14 protein-coding genes are annotated in these 18,759 nt (G+C 63.1%); 10 read left to right on the forward strand and 4 right to left on the reverse strand.

Annotation, left to right across the window (positions count from 1 at the left end):
• Positions 1–113: 113 nt before the first annotated feature.
• The 9 genes from betI (at position 114) to yccS (ending at position 14,033) form a co-directional block, all read left to right on the forward strand.
• A complete protein-coding gene (gene betI / locus ACIPOO_RS07925) occupies positions 114–713 on the forward strand; it encodes a transcriptional regulator BetI (RefSeq protein ID WP_274131754.1) in 600 nt (199 codons plus the stop codon).
• Positions 714–798: 85 nt separating this feature from the next.
• On the forward strand, positions 799–2,271 hold the full coding sequence (gene betB / locus ACIPOO_RS07930) for a betaine-aldehyde dehydrogenase (RefSeq protein ID WP_400605687.1): 1,473 nt from the start codon (positions 799–801) through the stop codon (positions 2,269–2,271).
• 137 nt (positions 2,272–2,408) lie between these two features.
• A complete protein-coding gene (gene betA, locus ACIPOO_RS07935; protein WP_400605689.1) occupies positions 2,409–4,112 on the forward strand; it encodes a choline dehydrogenase in 1,704 nt (567 codons plus the stop codon).
• A 232-nt stretch (positions 4,113–4,344) separates the two neighbouring features.
• A complete protein-coding gene (locus ACIPOO_RS07940; protein WP_400605691.1) occupies positions 4,345–5,787 on the forward strand; it encodes a TldD/PmbA family protein in 1,443 nt (480 codons plus the stop codon).
• Positions 5,787–7,112 (forward strand): TldD/PmbA family protein, encoded by a 1,326-nt coding sequence (locus ACIPOO_RS07945; RefSeq protein WP_400605693.1) that lies wholly within the window; start codon positions 5,787–5,789, stop codon positions 7,110–7,112. Before ACIPOO_RS07940 ends, ACIPOO_RS07945 begins: the two co-directional genes overlap by 1 nt.
• Positions 7,113–7,248: 136 nt before the next feature.
• Positions 7,249–8,691, forward strand: coding sequence for a multidrug transporter subunit MdtD (gene mdtD / locus ACIPOO_RS07950; RefSeq protein WP_274131760.1), 1,443 nt, complete (start codon positions 7,249–7,251; stop codon positions 8,689–8,691).
• Between the two features lie 206 nt (positions 8,692–8,897).
• Entirely contained in the window at positions 8,898–10,277 is a 1,380-nt protein-coding gene (dbpA, locus tag ACIPOO_RS07955) for an ATP-dependent RNA helicase DbpA (RefSeq protein WP_274131761.1), read from the forward strand.
• Between the two features lie 145 nt (positions 10,278–10,422).
• Positions 10,423–11,601: an NAD(P)/FAD-dependent oxidoreductase gene (locus ACIPOO_RS07960; RefSeq protein WP_400605698.1), complete on the forward strand. Its 1,179-nt coding sequence runs from the start codon at positions 10,423–10,425 to the stop codon at positions 11,599–11,601.
• A 224-nt stretch (positions 11,602–11,825) separates the two neighbouring features.
• Complete coding sequence (gene yccS / locus ACIPOO_RS07965; protein WP_400605701.1) at positions 11,826–14,033, forward strand: YccS family putative transporter; 2,208 nt, start codon at positions 11,826–11,828, stop codon at positions 14,031–14,033.
• Here the strand turns inward: yccS and ACIPOO_RS07970 are convergent.
• The gene (locus ACIPOO_RS07970; RefSeq protein ID WP_400605704.1) at positions 14,014–14,751 is read right to left on the reverse strand and encodes a substrate-binding periplasmic protein; all 738 of its coding nucleotides are present in this window, start codon (positions 14,749–14,751) and stop codon (positions 14,014–14,016) included. The genes yccS and ACIPOO_RS07970 overlap by 20 nt on opposite strands.
• Positions 14,752–15,036: 285 nt before the next feature.
• Between ACIPOO_RS07970 and ACIPOO_RS07975 the strand changes: the two genes are divergently transcribed.
• Positions 15,037–15,495 carry a GNAT family N-acetyltransferase gene (locus tag ACIPOO_RS07975; RefSeq protein WP_400605706.1) on the forward strand — a complete coding sequence of 153 codons (459 nt, stop codon included), beginning with the start codon at positions 15,037–15,039 and terminating at the stop codon, positions 15,493–15,495.
• Position 15,496: 1 nt separating this feature from the next.
• On the opposite strand, the gene ACIPOO_RS07980 is transcribed toward ACIPOO_RS07975, so the two are convergent.
• The 3 genes from ACIPOO_RS07980 to ACIPOO_RS07990 all read right to left on the reverse strand — a co-directional run bounded on the left by ACIPOO_RS07980 (position 15,497) and on the right by ACIPOO_RS07990 (position 18,634).
• On the reverse strand, positions 15,497–15,793 hold the full coding sequence (locus ACIPOO_RS07980) for a helix-turn-helix domain-containing protein (RefSeq protein ID WP_400605708.1): 297 nt from the start codon (positions 15,791–15,793) through the stop codon (positions 15,497–15,499).
• A 150-nt stretch (positions 15,794–15,943) separates the two neighbouring features.
• On the reverse strand, positions 15,944–16,453 hold the full coding sequence (locus ACIPOO_RS07985; RefSeq protein ID WP_400605711.1) for a YgjP-like metallopeptidase domain-containing protein: 510 nt from the start codon (positions 16,451–16,453) through the stop codon (positions 15,944–15,946).
• Positions 16,454–16,492: 39 nt separating this feature from the next.
• A complete protein-coding gene (locus tag ACIPOO_RS07990) occupies positions 16,493–18,634 on the reverse strand; it encodes a putative bifunctional diguanylate cyclase/phosphodiesterase (protein ID WP_400606334.1) in 2,142 nt (713 codons plus the stop codon).
• Positions 18,635–18,759: the final 125 nt, after the last annotated feature.

The following is an 18,759-nucleotide window of genomic DNA, read 5'->3' on the forward strand; positions in this document are numbered from 1 at the left end:
CTTTTCCGCACGCCCATGATTTTTTGTTGATTGAACGTTCAATTAAAAAGCACTAGACTGAAGGCCGTTTTTCAGTCGTTCACGATCACCCGGCGAGCCAAGGAGACTCACAGATGCCCAAGGTCGGTATGCAACCCATTCGTCGTCAACAGCTGATCCAGGCCACCCTCACGGCGGTCGATCAGGTCGGGATGGGGGACGCGAGCATCGCGCTGATCGCCAAGCTGGCGGGAGTCTCCAACGGCATCATCAGTCACTACTTTCAGGACAAGAACGGCCTGATCGCAGCGACCATGCGCCATCTGATGAATGCACTGATCGTTAATGTCGCCGAACGCCGTCAGGCGTTGGGCGATGACAGCCCCAGGGCGCACCTGATGGTCATCATCGAGGGCAACTTCGATGCAAGCCAGGTCAACGGCCCGGCAATGAAAACCTGGCTGGCCTTCTGGGCCACCAGCATGCACTCGCCGTCGCTGCATCGTTTACAGCGCATCAACGATCACCGCCTGTACTCGAACCTGTGCTGCCAGTTCCGCCGCGTACTGCCGCTGGATCAGGCACGCACCGCAGCCCGCGGCCTGGCCGCGCTGATCGACGGTTTGTGGCTGCGCGGCGCGCTGTCAGGCGACGGCTTCGACACCCAACAGGCGCAACAGATCGCCTACGAATACATGGACATGCAACTGGCAAAAGCGGCGCGCTGCTCCTGATACAGACGGCAGGCCGCCGAACATCGATCCCGACAGCGCCCGGCGCCCGGGATCAACGCCCATCACAGACAACTGCGAGGACTCTATGGCCCGTTTCGAACTGCAAAAACTCTACATTGACGGTGGTTACGTCGACGCCAGCAGCGACGCAACCTTTGAAGCCATCAACCCGGCCACCGGCGAAGTCCTCGCCAAGGTTCAGCGCGCCAGCAAGGCTGACGTCGAACGCGCCGTGGAGAGTGCGGAAAAAGGCCAGAAAATCTGGGCCGCCATGACCGCCATGGAACGCTCCCGCGTCCTGCGTCGCGCCGTCGACATCCTGCGCGAGCGCAACGATGAACTGGCCGAACTGGAAACCCTGGACACCGGCAAGGCGATTTCCGAAACCAGATACGTGGACATCGTCACCGGTGCCGACGTACTCGAATACTACGCAGGCCTGGTGCCGGCCATCGAAGGCGAGCAGATTCCGCTGCGCAACTCCTCGTTCGTCTACACCCGCCGCGAGCCGCTGGGCGTGACCGTCGGTATCGGTGCCTGGAACTATCCGATTCAGATCGCCCTGTGGAAATCCGCCCCGGCACTGGCCGCAGGCAACGCGATGATCTTCAAGCCAAGCGAAGTCACTTCGCTGACCACCTTGAAACTCGCTGAAATCTACACCCAGGCTGGCCTGCCGGACGGCGTGTTCAACGTGCTGACCGGCAGCGGCCGCGAAGTCGGCACCTGGCTGACCGAGCACCCGCGCATCGAGAAAGTCTCGTTCACCGGCGGTACCGACACCGGCAAGAAAGTCATGGCCAGCGCTTCGAGCTCGTCCCTCAAGGAAGTGACCATGGAACTGGGCGGCAAGTCGCCGCTGATCATCTTTGACGACGCCGATCTGGACCGCGCCGCCGACATCGCCATGATGGCCAACTTCTACAGCTCCGGGCAGGTCTGCACCAACGGCACCCGGGTGTTCGTCCCGACCGCACTGAAGGCCGCGTTCGAAGCGAAGATTGTCGAGCGCACGAAGCGCATCCGCGTCGGCAACCCGCAGGACGACAACACCAACTTCGGCCCACTGGTGAGCTTCGCGCACATGGAAAGCGTGCTGGGCTACATCGCCAAGGGCAAGGAAGAAGGTGCACGCCTGCTGATCGGCGGCGATCGCATGACCGAGGGTGAATTCGCCAACGGCGCGTTCGTGGCGCCGACCGTGTTCACTGATTGCACCGACGAGATGACCATCGTCAAAGAGGAAATCTTCGGCCCGGTCATGAGCATCCTCACCTACGACACCGAAGAAGAAGTGATCCGCCGCGCCAACGACACTGAGTTCGGCCTGGCAGCAGGCTTGGTCACCCGCGACATCAACCGCGCGCACCGGGTCATTCATCAACTGGAAGCCGGTATCTGCTGGATCAACGCCTGGGGCGAGTCCGACGCCAAGATGCCGGTCGGTGGCTACAAGCAGTCGGGCGTCGGCCGCGAAAACGGCATCAGCTCGCTGGCGCAGTACACGCGCATCAAATCGGTACAGGTCGAGCTGGGCGATTACGCCTCGGTGTTCTAACCCGCCCCACTCTCCCCTGTAGGAGCGCGCTTGCCCGCGACGACGTCAGCACCTTCAACATGGAGGTGGCTGACATGACGCGGTCGCGGGCAAGCGCGCTCCTACAGTCGCCACCCCTTTTCTGAACGGAGGATCTCATGCCTCAGGAATTCGACTACATCATCATCGGCGCCGGCTCGGCCGGTAACACCCTGGCAGCCCGTCTCACCGAAGACGCGGGCGTCACCGTGCTGTTGCTCGAAGCCGGCGGGCCGGATTACCGCGCTGACTTCCGCACGCAAATGCCCGCCGCGCTGGCCTTCCCGCTGCAGGGGCGTCGCTACAACTGGGCTTACGAAACCGAGCCCGAGCCGCACATGAACAACCGCCGCATGGAATGTGGCCGGGGCAAGGGCCTGGGCGGCTCGTCGCTGATCAACGGCATGTGCTACATCCGCGGCAACGCCATGGACTACGACGGGTGGGCGAAACACCCGGGGCTTGAGGACTGGTCCTACCTGGATTGCCTGCCGTATTTCCGCAAGGCCGAAACCCGCGACATCGGCGCCAACGACTACCACGGCGGCGAAGGCCCGGTCAGCGTGACCACGCCCAAGGCCGGCAACAACCCGCTGTTCCACGCCATGGTCGAAGCCGGCGTACAGGCCGGTTACCCACGCACGGACGATCTCAACGGCTACCAGCAGGAAGGCTTCGGCCCGATGGACCGCACTGTCACCCCGGCGGGCCGTCGCGCCAGCACCGCGCGCGGTTATCTGGATGAAGCCAAGCAGCGTGACACCCTGACCATCGTCACCCACGCCCTGACCGACCGCATTCTGTTCGACAACAAGCGCGCGGTCGGCGTGGCCTATCTGGTAGGCGACAGCGACACCCGCATCGAGGCCCGTGCCCGCAAGGAAGTGCTGCTGTGCAGCGGCGCCATCGCCTCGCCGCAGATCCTGCAACGCTCCGGCGTCGGCCCTGCCGATCTCCTAAAGAAGATGGACATCCCGCTGGTACACGACCTCCCAGGCGTAGGTGAAAACCTGCAAGACCACCTGGAGATGTATCTGCAATACGCCTGCAAGGAGCCGGTGTCGCTATATCCGTCGCTGCTGTGGTGGAACCAGCCGGCCATCGGCGCCAAGTGGATGTTCCTGGGCAAGGGCATCGGCGCAAGCAACCAGTTCGAGGCCGGCGGGTTCATTCGTTCCCGCGAGGAGTTCGAATGGCCGAACATTCAGTATCACTTCCTGCCGGTGGCGATTAACTACAACGGCAGCAATGGCGTGAAAGAACACGGTTTCCAGGCCCACGTCGGTTCCATGCGCTCGCCGAGCCGTGGTCGCGTGCAGCTCAAGTCGAAGAACCCGCGCGAGTACCCGAGCATCCTCTTCAACTACATGGCCACCGAGCAGGACTGGCAGGAGTTTCGCGACGGCATTCGCCTGACCCGCGAAATCATGGCCCAGCCCGCGCTGGACCAGTACCGTGGCCGGGAGATCAGCCCGGGCCTGGACGTGCAGACCGACGAGCAGCTCGACGCCTTTGTGCGCGAACACGCCGAGACCGCCTTCCACCCTTCGTGCTCGTGCAAGATGGGCACCGATGAGATGGCAGTGGTCGATGGTCAGGGCCGGGTTCACGGGTTGCAGAACCTGCGGGTGGTCGATGCGTCGATCATGCCGATCATCACCACCGGCAACCTGAATGCACCGACGATCATGATGGCCGAGAAAATTGCCGACAAGATCCGCGGCCGCACCCCATTGCCGCGCAGCACGGCCAGGTATTACGTGGCAGGCGATGCACCGGTGCGTGGCAAGCCGATGCGTGAGGTTGGCGAGAACGCTCGCTGATCCCGCAAACACCTCCGCCCGTAGGAGCGCGCTTGCCCGCGATGGCGTCGTGTCAGGCACCGTCTTCATGTCTGACCCACCGCCGTCGCGGGCAAGCGCGCTCCTACAGAGTGATGATCGTTCCCGCGCTGCGCGTCGCCCCACGATGCGTTACCAAGGGCCGCGCTAGTCGGTGTATCCGCGCTATGATTCGGCCCATTGCCCGTCCGAATTCAGCCAGGAGCCTTCGCGCATGTTCGATTTCTCCGCTCAGCTCAAGCAGCGGTTCGCTGCGTTGAAGAGCAGCGCACAGTTCTTCTCCCTGCGTTACGTCAAACAGACCAGCCAGCACCTCTCGGTGCGCAAGAACGTCGCCGAACCGCCGCAACTGAGCAGCGACGAAGGCGCGATGCTGACGGCGCGGGTCAATGGGGTCGAAGCCTACGCCGCCACCAACGACATCTCCCAGCGCGGCCTGCAAGCGGCCCTTGAACGCGCCGAAACCCTCGCGCGCATGCTGGCGCCCCACGCACTGCTCGACCTGAGCGAGCAGCCGGTGGCCACCGCTCGCGCCGACTACCTGTCACCCAACCTGGACAGCGCCTTCGCCTCCCTCGGCGACTGCTATGCCCTGCTCGGCAGCGAGTCGGCGGCGGTGCCCAAGGATGAGCGGCTGGTGAACTGGCAAGTCAGCCTGGGGCTGGAAAACGTCGAGCAGATCTACCTCAACAGCGCCGGTGCCGAACTGCGTCAGGCCCAGCGCTTCGTCTTCCCGGGATTGAGCGTGACCGCCTACGACGGCCAGGACAGCCAGACCCGCAGCCTGGGCCGGGAAAACTTCGGCCAGCAAGGTGGCGCGGAAGTCATCACCTCCTGCGGGATCATCGGCGCGGCGACCCACGTGGCCGATCAGGCGCTGCAACTGGTGATGGCGCCCAACACGCCGACCGGTGCCCGTGACCTGCTGCTGACCCCGGACCAGATGATCCTGCAGATCCATGAGTCCATCGGCCATCCGCTGGAGCTGGACCGCATCCTGGGCGACGAGCGCAATTACGCGGGCACCAGTTTCGTGAAGGCCAGCGACTTCGGCAGCCTGCAATACGGCTCGAACCTGCTCAACGTGACCTTCGACCCGGACATCCCCGAACAACTGGCCAGTTACGCTTTCGACGACGACGGCACCCAGGCCAGCAAGCAGTTCCTGATCAGGGACGGCGTACTCGAACGTCCGCTGGGCGGTGCGCTGTCGCAGTACCGCAGCGGCATGGACGGCGTCGCCAACAGCCGCGCCTGCAGCTGGAACCGCGCGCCGATCGACCGCATGGCCAACCTCAACATCGAACCGGGTCACCGGTCGATGGAGCAACTGATTGGCGGCATCGAACACGGCATTCTGATGAGCACCAATCGTTCGTGGTCGATTGACGATGCCCGCAACAAATTCCAGTTCGGCTGCGAGTGGGGTCAGTTGATCGAGAATGGCGAACTCAAGGGCGTGGTGAAAAACCCGAACTACCGCGCCATCTCGGCGCAGTTCTGGCGCAACCTGAGCGCCGTGGGCGATGCCAGCACGTTCAAGGTGCTCGGCACGCCGAACTGCGGCAAGGGCGAGCCCAACCAGGTGGTACGCGTGGGGCACGCCTCGCCTGCGTGCGTGTTCTCCCGTGTCGACGTTTTCGGAGGTGACGCCTGATGTCCCATCAAGATCAGTTCCACCGCCTGGTTGAATGGCTGCGCAGCGCGGTCACCGCAACAGAGCGCTTTACCCTCAGCTACAACGCCGAGGCATCGGACTTCATCCGCTTCAACCACGCCAAGGTGCGGCAGGCCGGGCAGGTGCAGCAGGCCAGCGTGTACTTCAAGCTGATCGAAGACGGCCGCCATGCCGACCTGAACCTGACGCTGTCGGGCGACAGCGAAGTGGATCGCCAACGCTTGGGCGATGCCCTGAAGCAACTGCGCGAAACCCTGCCGCTGCTGCCGGCCGATCCCTACCTGCTGCTCAACGACGACGCCTGGCAAAGCAGCAACGTGCAGGACCTGCCGCTGCCTGACAGCGCCCATGTGGTCGAGCAGATTGCGCATCTGGGCGAAGGCCTGGATCTGGTGGGCATCTACGCCGCCGGGCCGATCTATCGCGGCTTCGCCAGTTCCAGCGGCGCGTTGGGCTGGCATCAGGCGAACAGCTTCAACTTCGACTGGAGCCTGTTCCACGAGAACGGCCAGGCGGTGAAAGCCAACTACGCCGGCCACCAGTGGGATGACGCCGCGTTCAGCAGCCGCTTTGCCCTGGCCCGCGAGCAACTGACCTTTCTCGGTCAGCCAGCCCGCACCCTGGCACCCGGCCAATACCGCGCCTACCTGGCCCCGGCTGCACTGGAAGAAGTGACCGGCATGCTGTGCTGGGGCGGTTTCTCGGCGCAGTCGCTGGCCGACAAGACCAGCCCCTTGCAGCGCCTGTACGACGGTCAGGCCGCGCTCAGCCCGCTGGTGAGCATCGACGAACAGGTCAGCGGCTCGCTGTCGCCTGCGTTCTCCGGCGAGGGCTACCCGCGCTCGGACCTTGCGCTGGTGGCCGAAGGCGCAGCCCGTGATCGCCTGGTGGACTCGCGCAGCGCCGCCGAATACGGCCTGACCGCCAACGGCGCCGGTTGGGGTGAATCGCCCAGCGCGCTGAGCATGAGCGGTGGCTCGCTGGCACTGGACGACGTGCTCAAGGAGTTGGGCACGGGGCTGTACATCAGCAACCTGTGGTACCTGAACTTCTCCGACCGCACGGCCGGGCGCATGACCGGCATGACCCGCTTCGCGACGTTCTGGGTCGAAGACGGCAAGATCAAGGCGCCGGTCAGCACCATGCGTTTCGACGACAGCGTCTACAGCCTGCTGGGCAGCGCACTGGAACAATTGACCACGCAGAGGGAACTCATCCTGTCGACGAGTACCTACAGTCAACGTCAGACAGCCTCCAACCTGCTGCCGGGGGCGCTGGTCAGCAAGCTGACGTTGACGTTGTAGAACCCGTAGGAGCGCGATTGCCCGCGACCGCGGTGTGTCATGCGACATTGCGTTATCTGACACACCGCCATCGCGGGCAAGCGCGCTCCTACAAGGCTGCGTTCGCCAAATATAATCACAAGGACCCAGGACTCACATGCCGACCTCGACGCCGCAACTGGACGCCCGCACCCTGCGCTGGATGCCCTGGGTGATCGCCATCGCGTTTTTCATGCAAAGCCTGGATGGCACCATCCTCAATACCGCGCTGCCGTCCATGGCCCGTTCGCTGTCCGAAGACCCGCTGCGCATGCAGTCGGTCATCATCGCCTACATGCTGACCATCGCCCTGCTGATCCCGGCCTCGGGCTGGATCTCCGACCGTTTCGGGATCAAGCGGATTTTCTTCAGCGCCATCCTCTTGTTCAGCTTCGGCTCGCTGCTTTGCGCGGCGGCCAATTCCCTCGGCATGCTGGTCGCGGCGCGAGTGGTCCAGGGCCTGGGCGGCGCATTGATGATGCCGGTCGGCAGGCTGATCGTGCTGCGCGCCTACCCGCGAACCGAGCTGGTGCGCATCCTCAGTTTCATCACCATGCCTGCCCTGCTCGGCCCGCTGATGGGCCCCACCGTGGGCGGCTGGCTGGTGGAAATCCTCAGTTGGCACTGGATCTTCCTGATCAACATCCCGGTCGGCATCCTCGGCTGCTTTGCCGTGCGCAAGTTCATCCCGGACCTGCAAGGCGGCGGCCGCACGCCGTTCGATCTGGTCGGCTTCACGCTGTTCGGCGCGTCGATGGTGCTCATCACTATCGCCCTCGAAGGCCTGGGCGAACTGCACCTGCCGCATTTGCGCGTGGTGATGCTGCTGTTCGGCGGCATGGCGTGCCTGGCGGCCTACTGGCTGCGAGCCGGGCACGTGGAGTCGCCGCTGTTTTCCGCTTCGCTGTTTCGTACCCGCAGTTTCGCGGTGGGCATCATGGGCAACCTGTTCGCCCGCCTTGGCAGCGGCGCGCTGCCGTTTCTGGTGCCGCTGATGCTGCAAGTGGCGCTGGGGTATTCGCCGTCCCATGCCGGGATGAGCATGATCCCGCTGGCATTGGCGGCCATGTTCGCCAAACCGCTGGCGACCCGCGCCATCGAGCGCCTGGGCTATCGCATCGTGCTCACCGGCAACACACTGCTGCTGGGTGCGCTGCTGGCCAGCATGGCGCTGATCGATGCCGATACGCCTTATTGGGTGCTGCTGATTCACTTGGCGTTCCTGGGCGGGGTCAACTCGCTGCAGTTCTCGGCCATGAACGCCGTGACCCTGATCGACCTCGATGACGCCAGCGCCGCCAGCGGCAACAGCCTGCTGTCGGTGGTCGCGCAGTTGTCCCTGAGCCTGGGCGTCGCCTGTGCGGCGGCATTGCTGGGTGGCTTTACCGATGACGTCGCCACCGGCGAAGTCAGCAGCGTGCTCGGTGCGTTCCAGTTGACCTTCCTTTGCGTGGGCGTGCTGGCGATGCTGGCCGCGTCGATCTTCCTGCAACTGTCACCGCGCATGCCCCCGGAAAATCCGCCACGCAAGCCACAGACCGAGCCCGAGATCGAAGCGTAATGCTGTTGCTTTTGTAGGAGCGCGCTTGCCCGCGACGGTGGTGTGTCAGACATGCCCACGGTGCCTGACACACCGCCGTCGCGGGCAAGCGCGCTCCTACGGGAGTATCGCCGGAACTGTCAGTCCAACCATTTATCGCCCGCGGCCCCAAGACAGGGGCTGCGACCTGATACACTGCGCGACATTTTGTTTTGCAGGCCACCCTTGTGACTAACACCGCGTTCAACTCATTGCCCCTTTCCGCCGCCATGCTGGCTAACCTGGAGTCCCTTGGTTATGCCCAGATGACGCCGATTCAGGCGCAGAGCCTGCCGGTGATGCTCAAGGGCATGGACCTCATTGCCCAGGCCAAGACCGGCTCGGGCAAGACCGCAGCCTTTGGTGTCGGCCTGCTCAACCCGATCAACCCGCGCTACTTCGGCTGTCAGGCCCTGGTGCTGTGCCCGACCCGCGAGCTGGCGGATCAGGTCGCCAAGGAAATCCGCCGTCTGGCCCGCTCCGAAGACAACATCAAGGTGCTGACCCTGTGCGGCGGCGTGCCGTTCGGCCCGCAGATCGGCTCGCTGGAGCATGGCGCGCACATCATCGTCGGCACGCCGGGGCGCATCCAGCAGCATTTGCGCAAAGGCTCGCTGGTGCTCGACGGCCTCAACACCCTGGTGCTGGACGAAGCCGACCGCATGCTCGACATGGGCTTCTACGACGCCATCGAAGACATCATCCAGCAGACCCCAGAGCGCCGTCAGACCCTGCTGTTCTCGGCCACGTACCCTGTGGGCATCAAGCAACTGGCGTCCAAGTTCATGCGTGACCCGCAGACCGTGAAGGTCGAAGCGCTGCACGCCGACAGCCAGATCGAGCAGATCTTCTACGAAATCTCCCCTGAGCAGCGCTTGGAAGCGGTGGTCAAGGTCCTCGACCATTTCCGTCCGCAGTCCTGCGTGGCGTTCTGCTTCACCAAGCAGCAGGTGCAGGAGGTGGTCGATCACCTGACCGCCAAAGGCATGTCGGCTGTCGGCCTGCACGGTGATCTGGAGCAGCGTGATCGCGACCAGGTGCTGGCGATGTTCGCCAACCGCAGTACTTCGGTGCTGGTCGCCACCGACGTGGCCGCCCGCGGCCTGGACATCGACGCGCTGGACATGGTGATCAACGTCGAGCTGGCCCGGGACTCGGAAATCCACATCCACCGCGTCGGCCGTACCGGTCGCGCAGGCGAAACCGGGATTGCCGTCAGCCTCGTCGCACCCGGCGAAAGCCAACGCGCCCGCGCCATCGAAGAACTGCAGAAAGCCTCGCTGAACTGGCAGCAGATCGACGACCTCAAGCGCAAGGAAGGCGGCAAGCTGCTCCCGCCGATGACCACCCTGTGCATCGGTTCGGGCCGCAAGGACAAACTGCGCCCAGGCGATATCCTCGGCGCACTGACCGGCGAGGCGGGCATCCCCGGCACCCAGGTCGGCAAGATCGCGATCTTCGACTTCCAGGCCTACGTGGCCGTGGAGCGCAGCATCGCCAAACAGGCGCTGGAGCGTCTGAACAACGGCAAGATCAAGGGCAAGTCGTTGCGGGTGCGGATTCTCTAAGCACACCGCCTTTCCCTTGTAGGAGCGCGCTTGCCCGCGACGACGTAGTGCCAGACGCCCTCGATGTGTCTGACCTGCCCCGTCGCGGGCAAGCGCGCTCCTACACGTCCAGCCTCAATACCCTTCATACCCCGAGGACACCGCTTTGCCCGTTACTGACGTTGTGATCATCGGCGCCGGCGCCGCCGGTTTGATGTGTGCCTTCACCGCCGCCAATCGTGGCCGCAAGGTGATGCTGATCGATCACGCCAACAAGCCGGGCAAGAAAATCCTCATGTCCGGTGGCGGTCGCTGCAACTTCACCAACATGTACACCGAGCCTGCAAACTTCCTCTCGCAGAACCCGCACTTCTGCAAATCGGCACTGGCCCGCTACACCCAGTGGGATTTCATCGAACTGGTGGCCAAGCACGGCGTGCCGTACCACGAGAAGAAACTCGGCCAGCTGTTCTGCGACAACAAGTCCAGCGACATCCTCGGCCTGCTGCTCAGCGAATGCGATGACGCAGGCGTGAAACTGCACATGGACACCTCGGTGCAGACCATCGAGAAAACCGAAGCCGGTTACCTTTTGCAAACCACGCTGGGCGACATCAGTTGCCAGTCGCTGGTGATCGCCACCGGCGGGCTGTCGATTCCGACACTGGGCGCCACAGGATTCGGCTATCAGGTTGGCAAGCAGTTCGGTCACACCCTGCTGCCGACCCGCGCAGGGCTTGTGCCGTTCACCATCACCGATCAGTTGAAGGAGCTGTGCACCGAGCTGACCGGCACTTCGGTGGACTGCCTGGTGAGCTGCAACGAGATCAGCTTCCGCGAGAACATCCTGTTCACCCACCGCGGCCTGAGCGGCCCGGCGATCCTGCAGATTTCCTCGTTCTGGAATCCGGGTGACGCGGTTGAAATCAACCTGATGCCCGACCACGATGCCCACGCCTGGCTGACCGAACAACAGGCCCAGCGCCCCAACAGCGAACTGAAAACCCTGCTCGGCGAGATCTTCACCAAGAAGATGGCCAACCTGATTGCCGAGCAATGGTTCGTATCCAAGCCGATGAAGCAGTACACCCACGCGGAACTGGCCGACATCGCCGAAAAACTGGCGAGCTGGCAGGTGGTTCCGGCCGGCACCGAGGGCTATCGCACCGCCGAAGTGACGCTGGGCGGCATCGATACCCGTGAAGTGTCATCCAAGACCATGGAATCGCTGAAATCGCCGGGGCTATATTTCATTGGCGAAGTGCTGGACGTCAGCGGTCACCTGGGCGGCTTCAACTTCCAGTGGGCCTGGGCCTCGGCGTACGCGGCGGCGCAGTACGTCTGATTCAAGCGGCGAAATTCTGTAGGAGCGCGCTTGCCCGCGACTGCGGTGTGCCTGTGACAGATGGGTTGGCTGACACGCCGCCGTCGCGGGCAAGCGCGCTCCTACGATTTCGGTGCGCAGAGGATCGCGACACGGAATAAATTTTGCTAAGCAGATGTACAGCGCTCATCTGGCGCTGTACATATCTCTGTGCAGATTGACTAGCGAACAGGCCGTCGGCGTACATGGCATCGAAATCGTGGCGTAACACCTTCCGCCGCCTCTGGGCGCTGGACAAGTTTTCCTACAGCGTGCGGGTATTCATCGCACTCACCGGCAGCATGGCCCTGTGCTGGTACCAGAACGAAATGTCGCTGGTCATCCCGCTGTTCCTGGGGATTATCGCCAGCGCCCTGGCCGAGACCGATGACAGTTGGCAGGGCCGTCTCAACGCGCTGGCCGTGACCCTGGTGTGCTTCAGCATCGCCGCGCTGTCGGTCGAACTGCTGTTCCCCTACCCCGTCATCTTCATTTGCGCCTTCGCCCTCGCAGCGTTCTGCCTGACGATGCTCGGCGCCCTGGGCGAACGCTACGGCGCCATCGCCTACGCCACCCTGATTCTCTCGGTCTACACCATGATCGGCGTGGACCAGCGCGGCGGCGAGGTGACCGATTTCTGGCACGAACCCATGCTGCTGGTGGCGGGCGCGGCCTGGTATGGCCTGCTCTCGGTGCTGTGGCAAATGCTGTTTTCCAACCAGCCGGTGCAACAGGCGCTCGCCCGGCTGTTCCGCGAACTGGGCTTGTACCTCAAGCTCAAATCCGAGCTGTTCGAACCCATCCGCACGCTGGACGTCGAGGCCCGGCGCCTGGAGCTGGCCAAGCAGAACGGCAAGGTGGTCGCCGCGCTCAACGTGACCAAGGAAATCATCCTCAACCGGGTCGGCAGCGGTCGCCCCGGGTCCAAGGTCAGCCGCTACCTGAAGCTGTACTTCCTGGCCCAGGACATTCACGAGCGCGCCAGCTCGTCGCACTACCCCTACAACTCGCTGGCCGAGGCGTTTTTCCACAGCGACGTGCTGTTCCGCTGCCAGCGTCTGCTGCGCCAGCAGGGCAATGCCTGTCGTGATCTGTCGGTGTCGATCCAGTTGCGTCAGCCCTTCGTCTACGACGACAGCTTCGCCCACGCGCTGGATGATTTGCGTGCGTCCCTGGAGCACCTGCGCATTCAGAGCAACCCGGCCTGGCGCGGCCTGCTGCGTTCGTTGCGGGCGCTGGCCAACAATCTCGCCACCCTTGACCGCCTGCTCAGCGACGCCAGCAACCCCGACGCCCTGGCCGATGCCACCGACAGCAGCCTGCTGGACCGCTCGCCGCGCAACCTCAAGGATGTCTGGACCCGCCTGCGGCTGCAGCTCACCCCGACGTCCCTGTTGTTCCGTCACGCCTTGCGCCTGCCGCTGGCGCTGGTGGTCGGCTACATCATGCTGCACCTGATCCACCCATCCCAGGGCTACTGGATCATCCTGACCACGGTATTCGTCTGCCAGCCCAGCTACGGCGCCACGCGGCGCAAGCTGGGGCAGCGGATCATCGGTACGGCCATCGGCCTGACGGCGGGCTGGATTCTGTTCGACCTTGTGACCACGCCGATCCTGCAATCGATGTGCGCGGTGCTGGCCGGGGTGGTGTTCTTCGTCAACCGCACCACGCGCTACACCCTGTCCACGGCGGCGATCACAGTGATGATCCTGTTCTGCTTCAACCAGGTGGGCAACAGTTACGGCCTGTTCCTGCCACGCCTGATGGACACCCTGCTGGGCAGCCTGATCGCAGGCCTTGCGGTGTTCCTGTTCCTGCCGGACTGGCAAGGCCGGCGCCTGAACAAGGTGCTGGCCAACACGCTCACCTGCAACAGCATTTACCTGCGCCAGATCATGCAGCAGTACGCCCGCGGCAAGAGCGACGACCTCGCCTATCGCCTAGCCCGGCGCAACGCCCACAACGCCGACGCCGCCCTGTCGACCACCCTGGCCAACATGCTGATGGAGCCCGGGCACTTTCGCAAAGAGGCCGATGTCGGCTTTCGCTTCCTGGTGCTTTCCCACACGCTGCTCAGCTACCTGTCAGGCCTGGGCGCGCATCGGGGCACCGAGCTTCCGGACGAGGTGCGCGAGCAGTTGATCGAAGGCGCCGGGGCGCAGTTGGCGTCGAGCATCGACGAAATCGCCCAGAGCCTGGCCAGCCGTGAAGCGGTGGCGGTACAAAGTGACGCCGAAGAGGCGCTGGCGGTGGATCTGGAGCAGATGCCCGAGGAGATCGACGAAGGTCAGCGCCTTGTGCAGACCCAGCTTGCGCTGATCTGCCGCCAGCTCGGGCCGCTGCGCACCCTGGCCGCCCATCTGATCAAAGACCCGGTCAAAGAACCGCAGATTACAGACCGTGCAGCTTGAGCAGCTTGTCGTAGCTGCCGTCGGCCTTCATCGCGGCGATGGCCTTGTCGAAGTCGGCCACGATCTTGTCGTGGCCAGGGGTTTTCAGGCTGACGAGAATGAACAGCCCGTTTTCGCTGAGTGAGCGTGGCAGGAATTCGACGTTGTCACGGACCTCGGCGGGCTCGCGCCCCAGCGCCACCTTGGCCGCGTATTCGTCCTCGACGGTCAATTCGACCCTGCCCGCCGCCAGCATCCGAACTGCCGTCGAGAAGCTCGCCACCGGCACTTTCTTCAGATTGGTGTCGTTATCGAACGCCGGCGAGTAGGCATAGCTGCGCACCACCGCGATGGAGTACGGGTGCAGTTGGGTGAGGTTCTGATAATCGACGGTCGATTCCTTGCGCTTGAGAAAACGCAGGCGGTTGACAAGGTACTCCTGTGAAAACTCACCGATCTGCTCGCGATCTTCGCTGTACCAGGCGTTGATCAGCACGTCATAGCGGCCCTCGCCCACCCCATGAATCGCCCGCGCCCAAGGCACCTGTTCATACTCGGTGGTGTAGCCGGCGCGACCCAGTGCGGTGCGAATCAGGTCGGTGGAGAGGCCGTCGTTGAGCAGCGACACGTCGGCGTAAGGCGCCCATGCATCACCCACCAGGCGGAGTGTCTGCGCCGCCGCGCCTTGGGCGATCAGCAGCATTCCCAGCAGCACCACGGCTCGCACCAAACGCGACATGCTCAGAATCCTTCAGGCAACGGATGGCAACTGGCCTTCATTGAAGACCTGTTCGGTCGATTTCACAACTCACAAGAACATGAAGTTTGTGCGGCAGTTCAAGAATTACAACTCCCCTGCTCCTGTAGCCCGCGACCGCGGTATTTCATGCAACATTGCGCTGTCCGGTCCACTGCAATCGCGGGCAAGCGCGCTCCTGCAGCTGTTCAAGGCAGACTGTGGATTTGGGGTTGGCGCATTAAGCGTTTAGTATCCGGCATGGACTTTTTTTCGTGAGCCGGCTTCATGTCTATCAACTGGATTTGCAAACACCACACCGCCCTGACCAAAGAGCAGTTGTACGCCATTTTGCAGCTGCGCGCGCAGGTGTTCGTGGTGGAACAGAAATGTTGGTACCAGGACGTCGACGGCCAGGACCTGGTGGGCGATACCCGTCACCTGATGGCCTGGCAAGGCGATGAACTGGTCGCCTACCTGCGCCTGCTCGACCCGATCCAGCAGGACGGTGACGTGACCATTGGCCGGGTGGTGACTGCCCCTTCCATGCGCAACAAGGGCATGGGCCATGAACTGATGGTGCAGGCGCTGGAACACGCCGAACGCAACTGGCCCGACCAGCCGATCTACCTTTCCGCACAGGCCCACCTGCAAGGCTATTACAGCCGTTACGGCTTCAACCCCGCAGGCGAGGTGTACGTCGAGGACGGCATCCCGCACATCGGCATGCGCCGCGATCTGGACTGAGTCAGGGGTACCCCAGCACCGCCTTGATCTGCGAAAGGTTGCCAGCGATCCACTGCCGGTCGATGGCGCCCCAGTCGCGGATCCGGTAGCTGCCGGCATGATTGCGCCCGCCGTCCTGTTGCTCGAATTCACAGACGATATCCAGGTCCGCCAGCGCCGCGATGGTGTCCTGGGCGGTACGCCGCGGCATGCCGGTGACGTCGGTCAGGGCCGGCACGCTGCTGGCGATTTCGCTGTCGATCAGATACGCCACGTACAGGCGCCGGTAGAAGCTGCTCTTGGTCTTGCTGACGTCCATCGTCAGGTCCTTGTGGATGAAGAGTGCATTGTCGTTATACAGCCCCTGTAGGAGTGAGCTTGCTCGCGATTACGGTTTACCAGACGCTGCACTATCGACTGACACACCGCAATCGCGAGCAAGCTCACTCCTACAGGTCAGCGGCGGATTCTAATTCTGCATATCCCGCCACGTCAGGTACACCCGCAGGTCGAACTCCAACTGGTGATACCCGGGCTGCATGTACTCACACAATTTGTAGAACGCCTTGTTGTGCTCGCTCTCTTTGAAGTGCGCCAACTCGTGCACCACGATCATCTTCAGAAACTCCGGTGCCGCGTCCTTGAACAGGGACGCCACGCGGATTTCCTTCTTGGCCTTGAGCTTGCCGCCCTGCACCCGCGACACAGTGGTGTGCATCCCCAGGGCGCGGTGCGTGAGGTCCAGGCGGTTGTCGAACAGCACCTTGTCGATGGTCGGCGCATTGCGCAGGTGTTCCTGCTTGAGGGCCAGGGCGTAGGCGTACAGCGCCTTGTCGCTCTGTACGTCATGCCGCCCGGGATAGCGATGTTGCAGGTAGGCGCCCAGCTTGTCCTGGGCGATCAACTGGCGAACCTGATCCTGCAGCGACGCCGGATAGGCCTGCAGGTACTTGAGTGGCGTGACGGCGGTAACGGTCATGGTGAGGTCAGGAAACGGAAAAGGCGCCAGTCTAGCGCTTCAATCATGGCCAAGCAGCGGATCTTTGCCCGGCAGCACGGTCGGCTCGACGAAACGCAGCGCGTCGTCCGGCGTCTGCGGGTGCGCCAGCAAAAAACCCTGGATGATCTGGCAACCGTTTGCGACCAGCCACTGATACTGCTCCAGCGTTTCGACGCCTTCGGCTATCACTTCGATATTGAGCAAGCGGCACATGTCGATAATGCTGCGGGCCACCGCCAAGTCCCGTGGCGAACTCATCATGCCGCCGATGAAATGCCGGTCGAGCTTGAGCGTATCCAGATCCAGGTTGCGCAAGTGCGCCAGGGAGCTGTCCCCCGCGCCGAAGTCATCCAGCGAGACCCGCACGCCAATGTCGTGCAGTTGCTGGAGCTGTTTGCGGCTGTGCACCAGGTTATGCACCAGCGACGGCTCGGTGATCTCGACCTCCAGTTGCCGAGGCTTCAGGCCGTGCAGGTGAATGGCCCGTGAAAGCTCCGCCGCCAGGTTGGGCATGCTGAACTGCGCAGGACTTACGCTGACACTCATGACCAGATCATCGGGGAAAACGTCCTGCCAGCGTTTGCGCTGCGCGGCCCCCTGCTCGAAAATCCAGCTGCCGAGCTTGTTGATCAGACGTGTCTCTTCCAGCAGCGGAATGAACAGGCTCGACGGCACGTCGCCGGCGTCCGGGTGATTCCAGCGCAACAGCGCCTCGAAGCCGCGAGTACGGCCGGTGACCACGTTGATCTGTGGCTGATAGACGATGGAAAAATCCTTGCCCTCGATGGCCGTGCGCACACTTTCTTCGAGCATCAGGCGCGAACGTGCGCGACCGTTCATGTACTGGTCATAGAAGCGATATTGCTGGCGCCCCGCCCGCTTGGCCTCGTACATGGCGATGTCGGCTGCGCGCAACAGGCCATCCAGGTTGGTGCCGCAATCGGGATACACCGCAATACCGATACTGGCGCCAAGAGTCGCCTCGATTCCATCGACGTGACGCCGGGCCGAGACGCGCTCGATGAGTTTCTCCGCGACCTTGGCCGCGTGCTCGGGGAAGTCCAGGCCGTCGATGACCACCACGAACTCGTCCCCACCCATGCGCGCCAATACGTCGTAGGGGCGCAGACATTCCTTGAGCTGCTCGGCGACCCAGACCAGCACCTGATCGCCGGCGTCGTGCCCCAGCGAATCATTGACGTGCTTGAAGCCGTCCAGATCCAGATAGAGCACCACTAGGTATTTTCCGGCGTGCTCGTTGCGCGACAGCATGCCTTCGACAGTCTGGTAGAAACCACGGCGATTGAGCAGCCCGGTCAGCGAATCGGTCACGGCCTGATGTTCGAGCTGGCGGTACAGATCGCGCACCACCGACATGTCGAGCACGCTCAACACCATGGCTTTCTGTTCTTCGGGCAGCGGCGCGCAGGACAGCGCAACCGGCACCTGGCGGCCTTCCGGCGTGCGCAGGATCGCGTCGTGCACACGGTAGGTATCGGCGCGGCGATAGTGGTGATAGAACCCAGAGTCCATCCATTCGCTGACGTAGGGTTCTTGCAGGTAGCCGCACAGCGAGGTGCCGCGCAGCTCACCGTCGGTCATGCCCAGCAGCCGGCAGATGGCGGGGTTGGCGAAACTGATGTTGCCGTCTTCGCCGACTACCAGAATGCCCTCGGCCACATTGGCCAGCACCGAGGCGTTGAACGCCCGCGCCGACTCGAGCTCACGGCTGAGTTTCTGCAGGGCGCGGCGATTCTGCTGATGCTCCAGCAGCGCCTGAACCTTGGGCTTGAGGACGTTGGGGTCGAACGGTTTGAACAGGTAGTCCACCGCGCCGCTGGCGTAGCCCTTGTGCACGGCATCGCGAGACTGCTCGTTGGCGGTCAGGAAGATGATCGGGGTCAGCCGGGTTCGCTGGCTGCCGCGCATCAGCCGCGCGACTTCGAAGCCGTCCATCTCGGGCATCTGTACGTCGAGCAGGACGATGTCGACATCGACATCCAGAAGCAGCCCCAGGGCTTCCATACCCGAACTGGCCGTGACGATTTCCCAGTCCTGTCGTTGCAGGACCGCACGCATCGTGACCAGGTTTTCAGGGTAGTCATCGACTACCAACAGGACTGATTTGCCATTAGGTGGCTGTGGTTGCACGCATTCCATGCTGCTACTCATTTCACGTTACTGCCTGGTGAAAGGGCTCCGCCCGTGAATCGGATCGCCTTTACTCTAGCCCCGAATGCGGAAAAGAGAAGCAGCGCCACCGTTATGCCATCTCTAAATAATAC

It is taken from the genome of Pseudomonas sp. NPDC090201, from assembly GCF_044746825.1.
Classification (GTDB): Bacteria; Pseudomonadota; Gammaproteobacteria; order Pseudomonadales; family Pseudomonadaceae; genus Aquipseudomonas; species Aquipseudomonas putida_AD.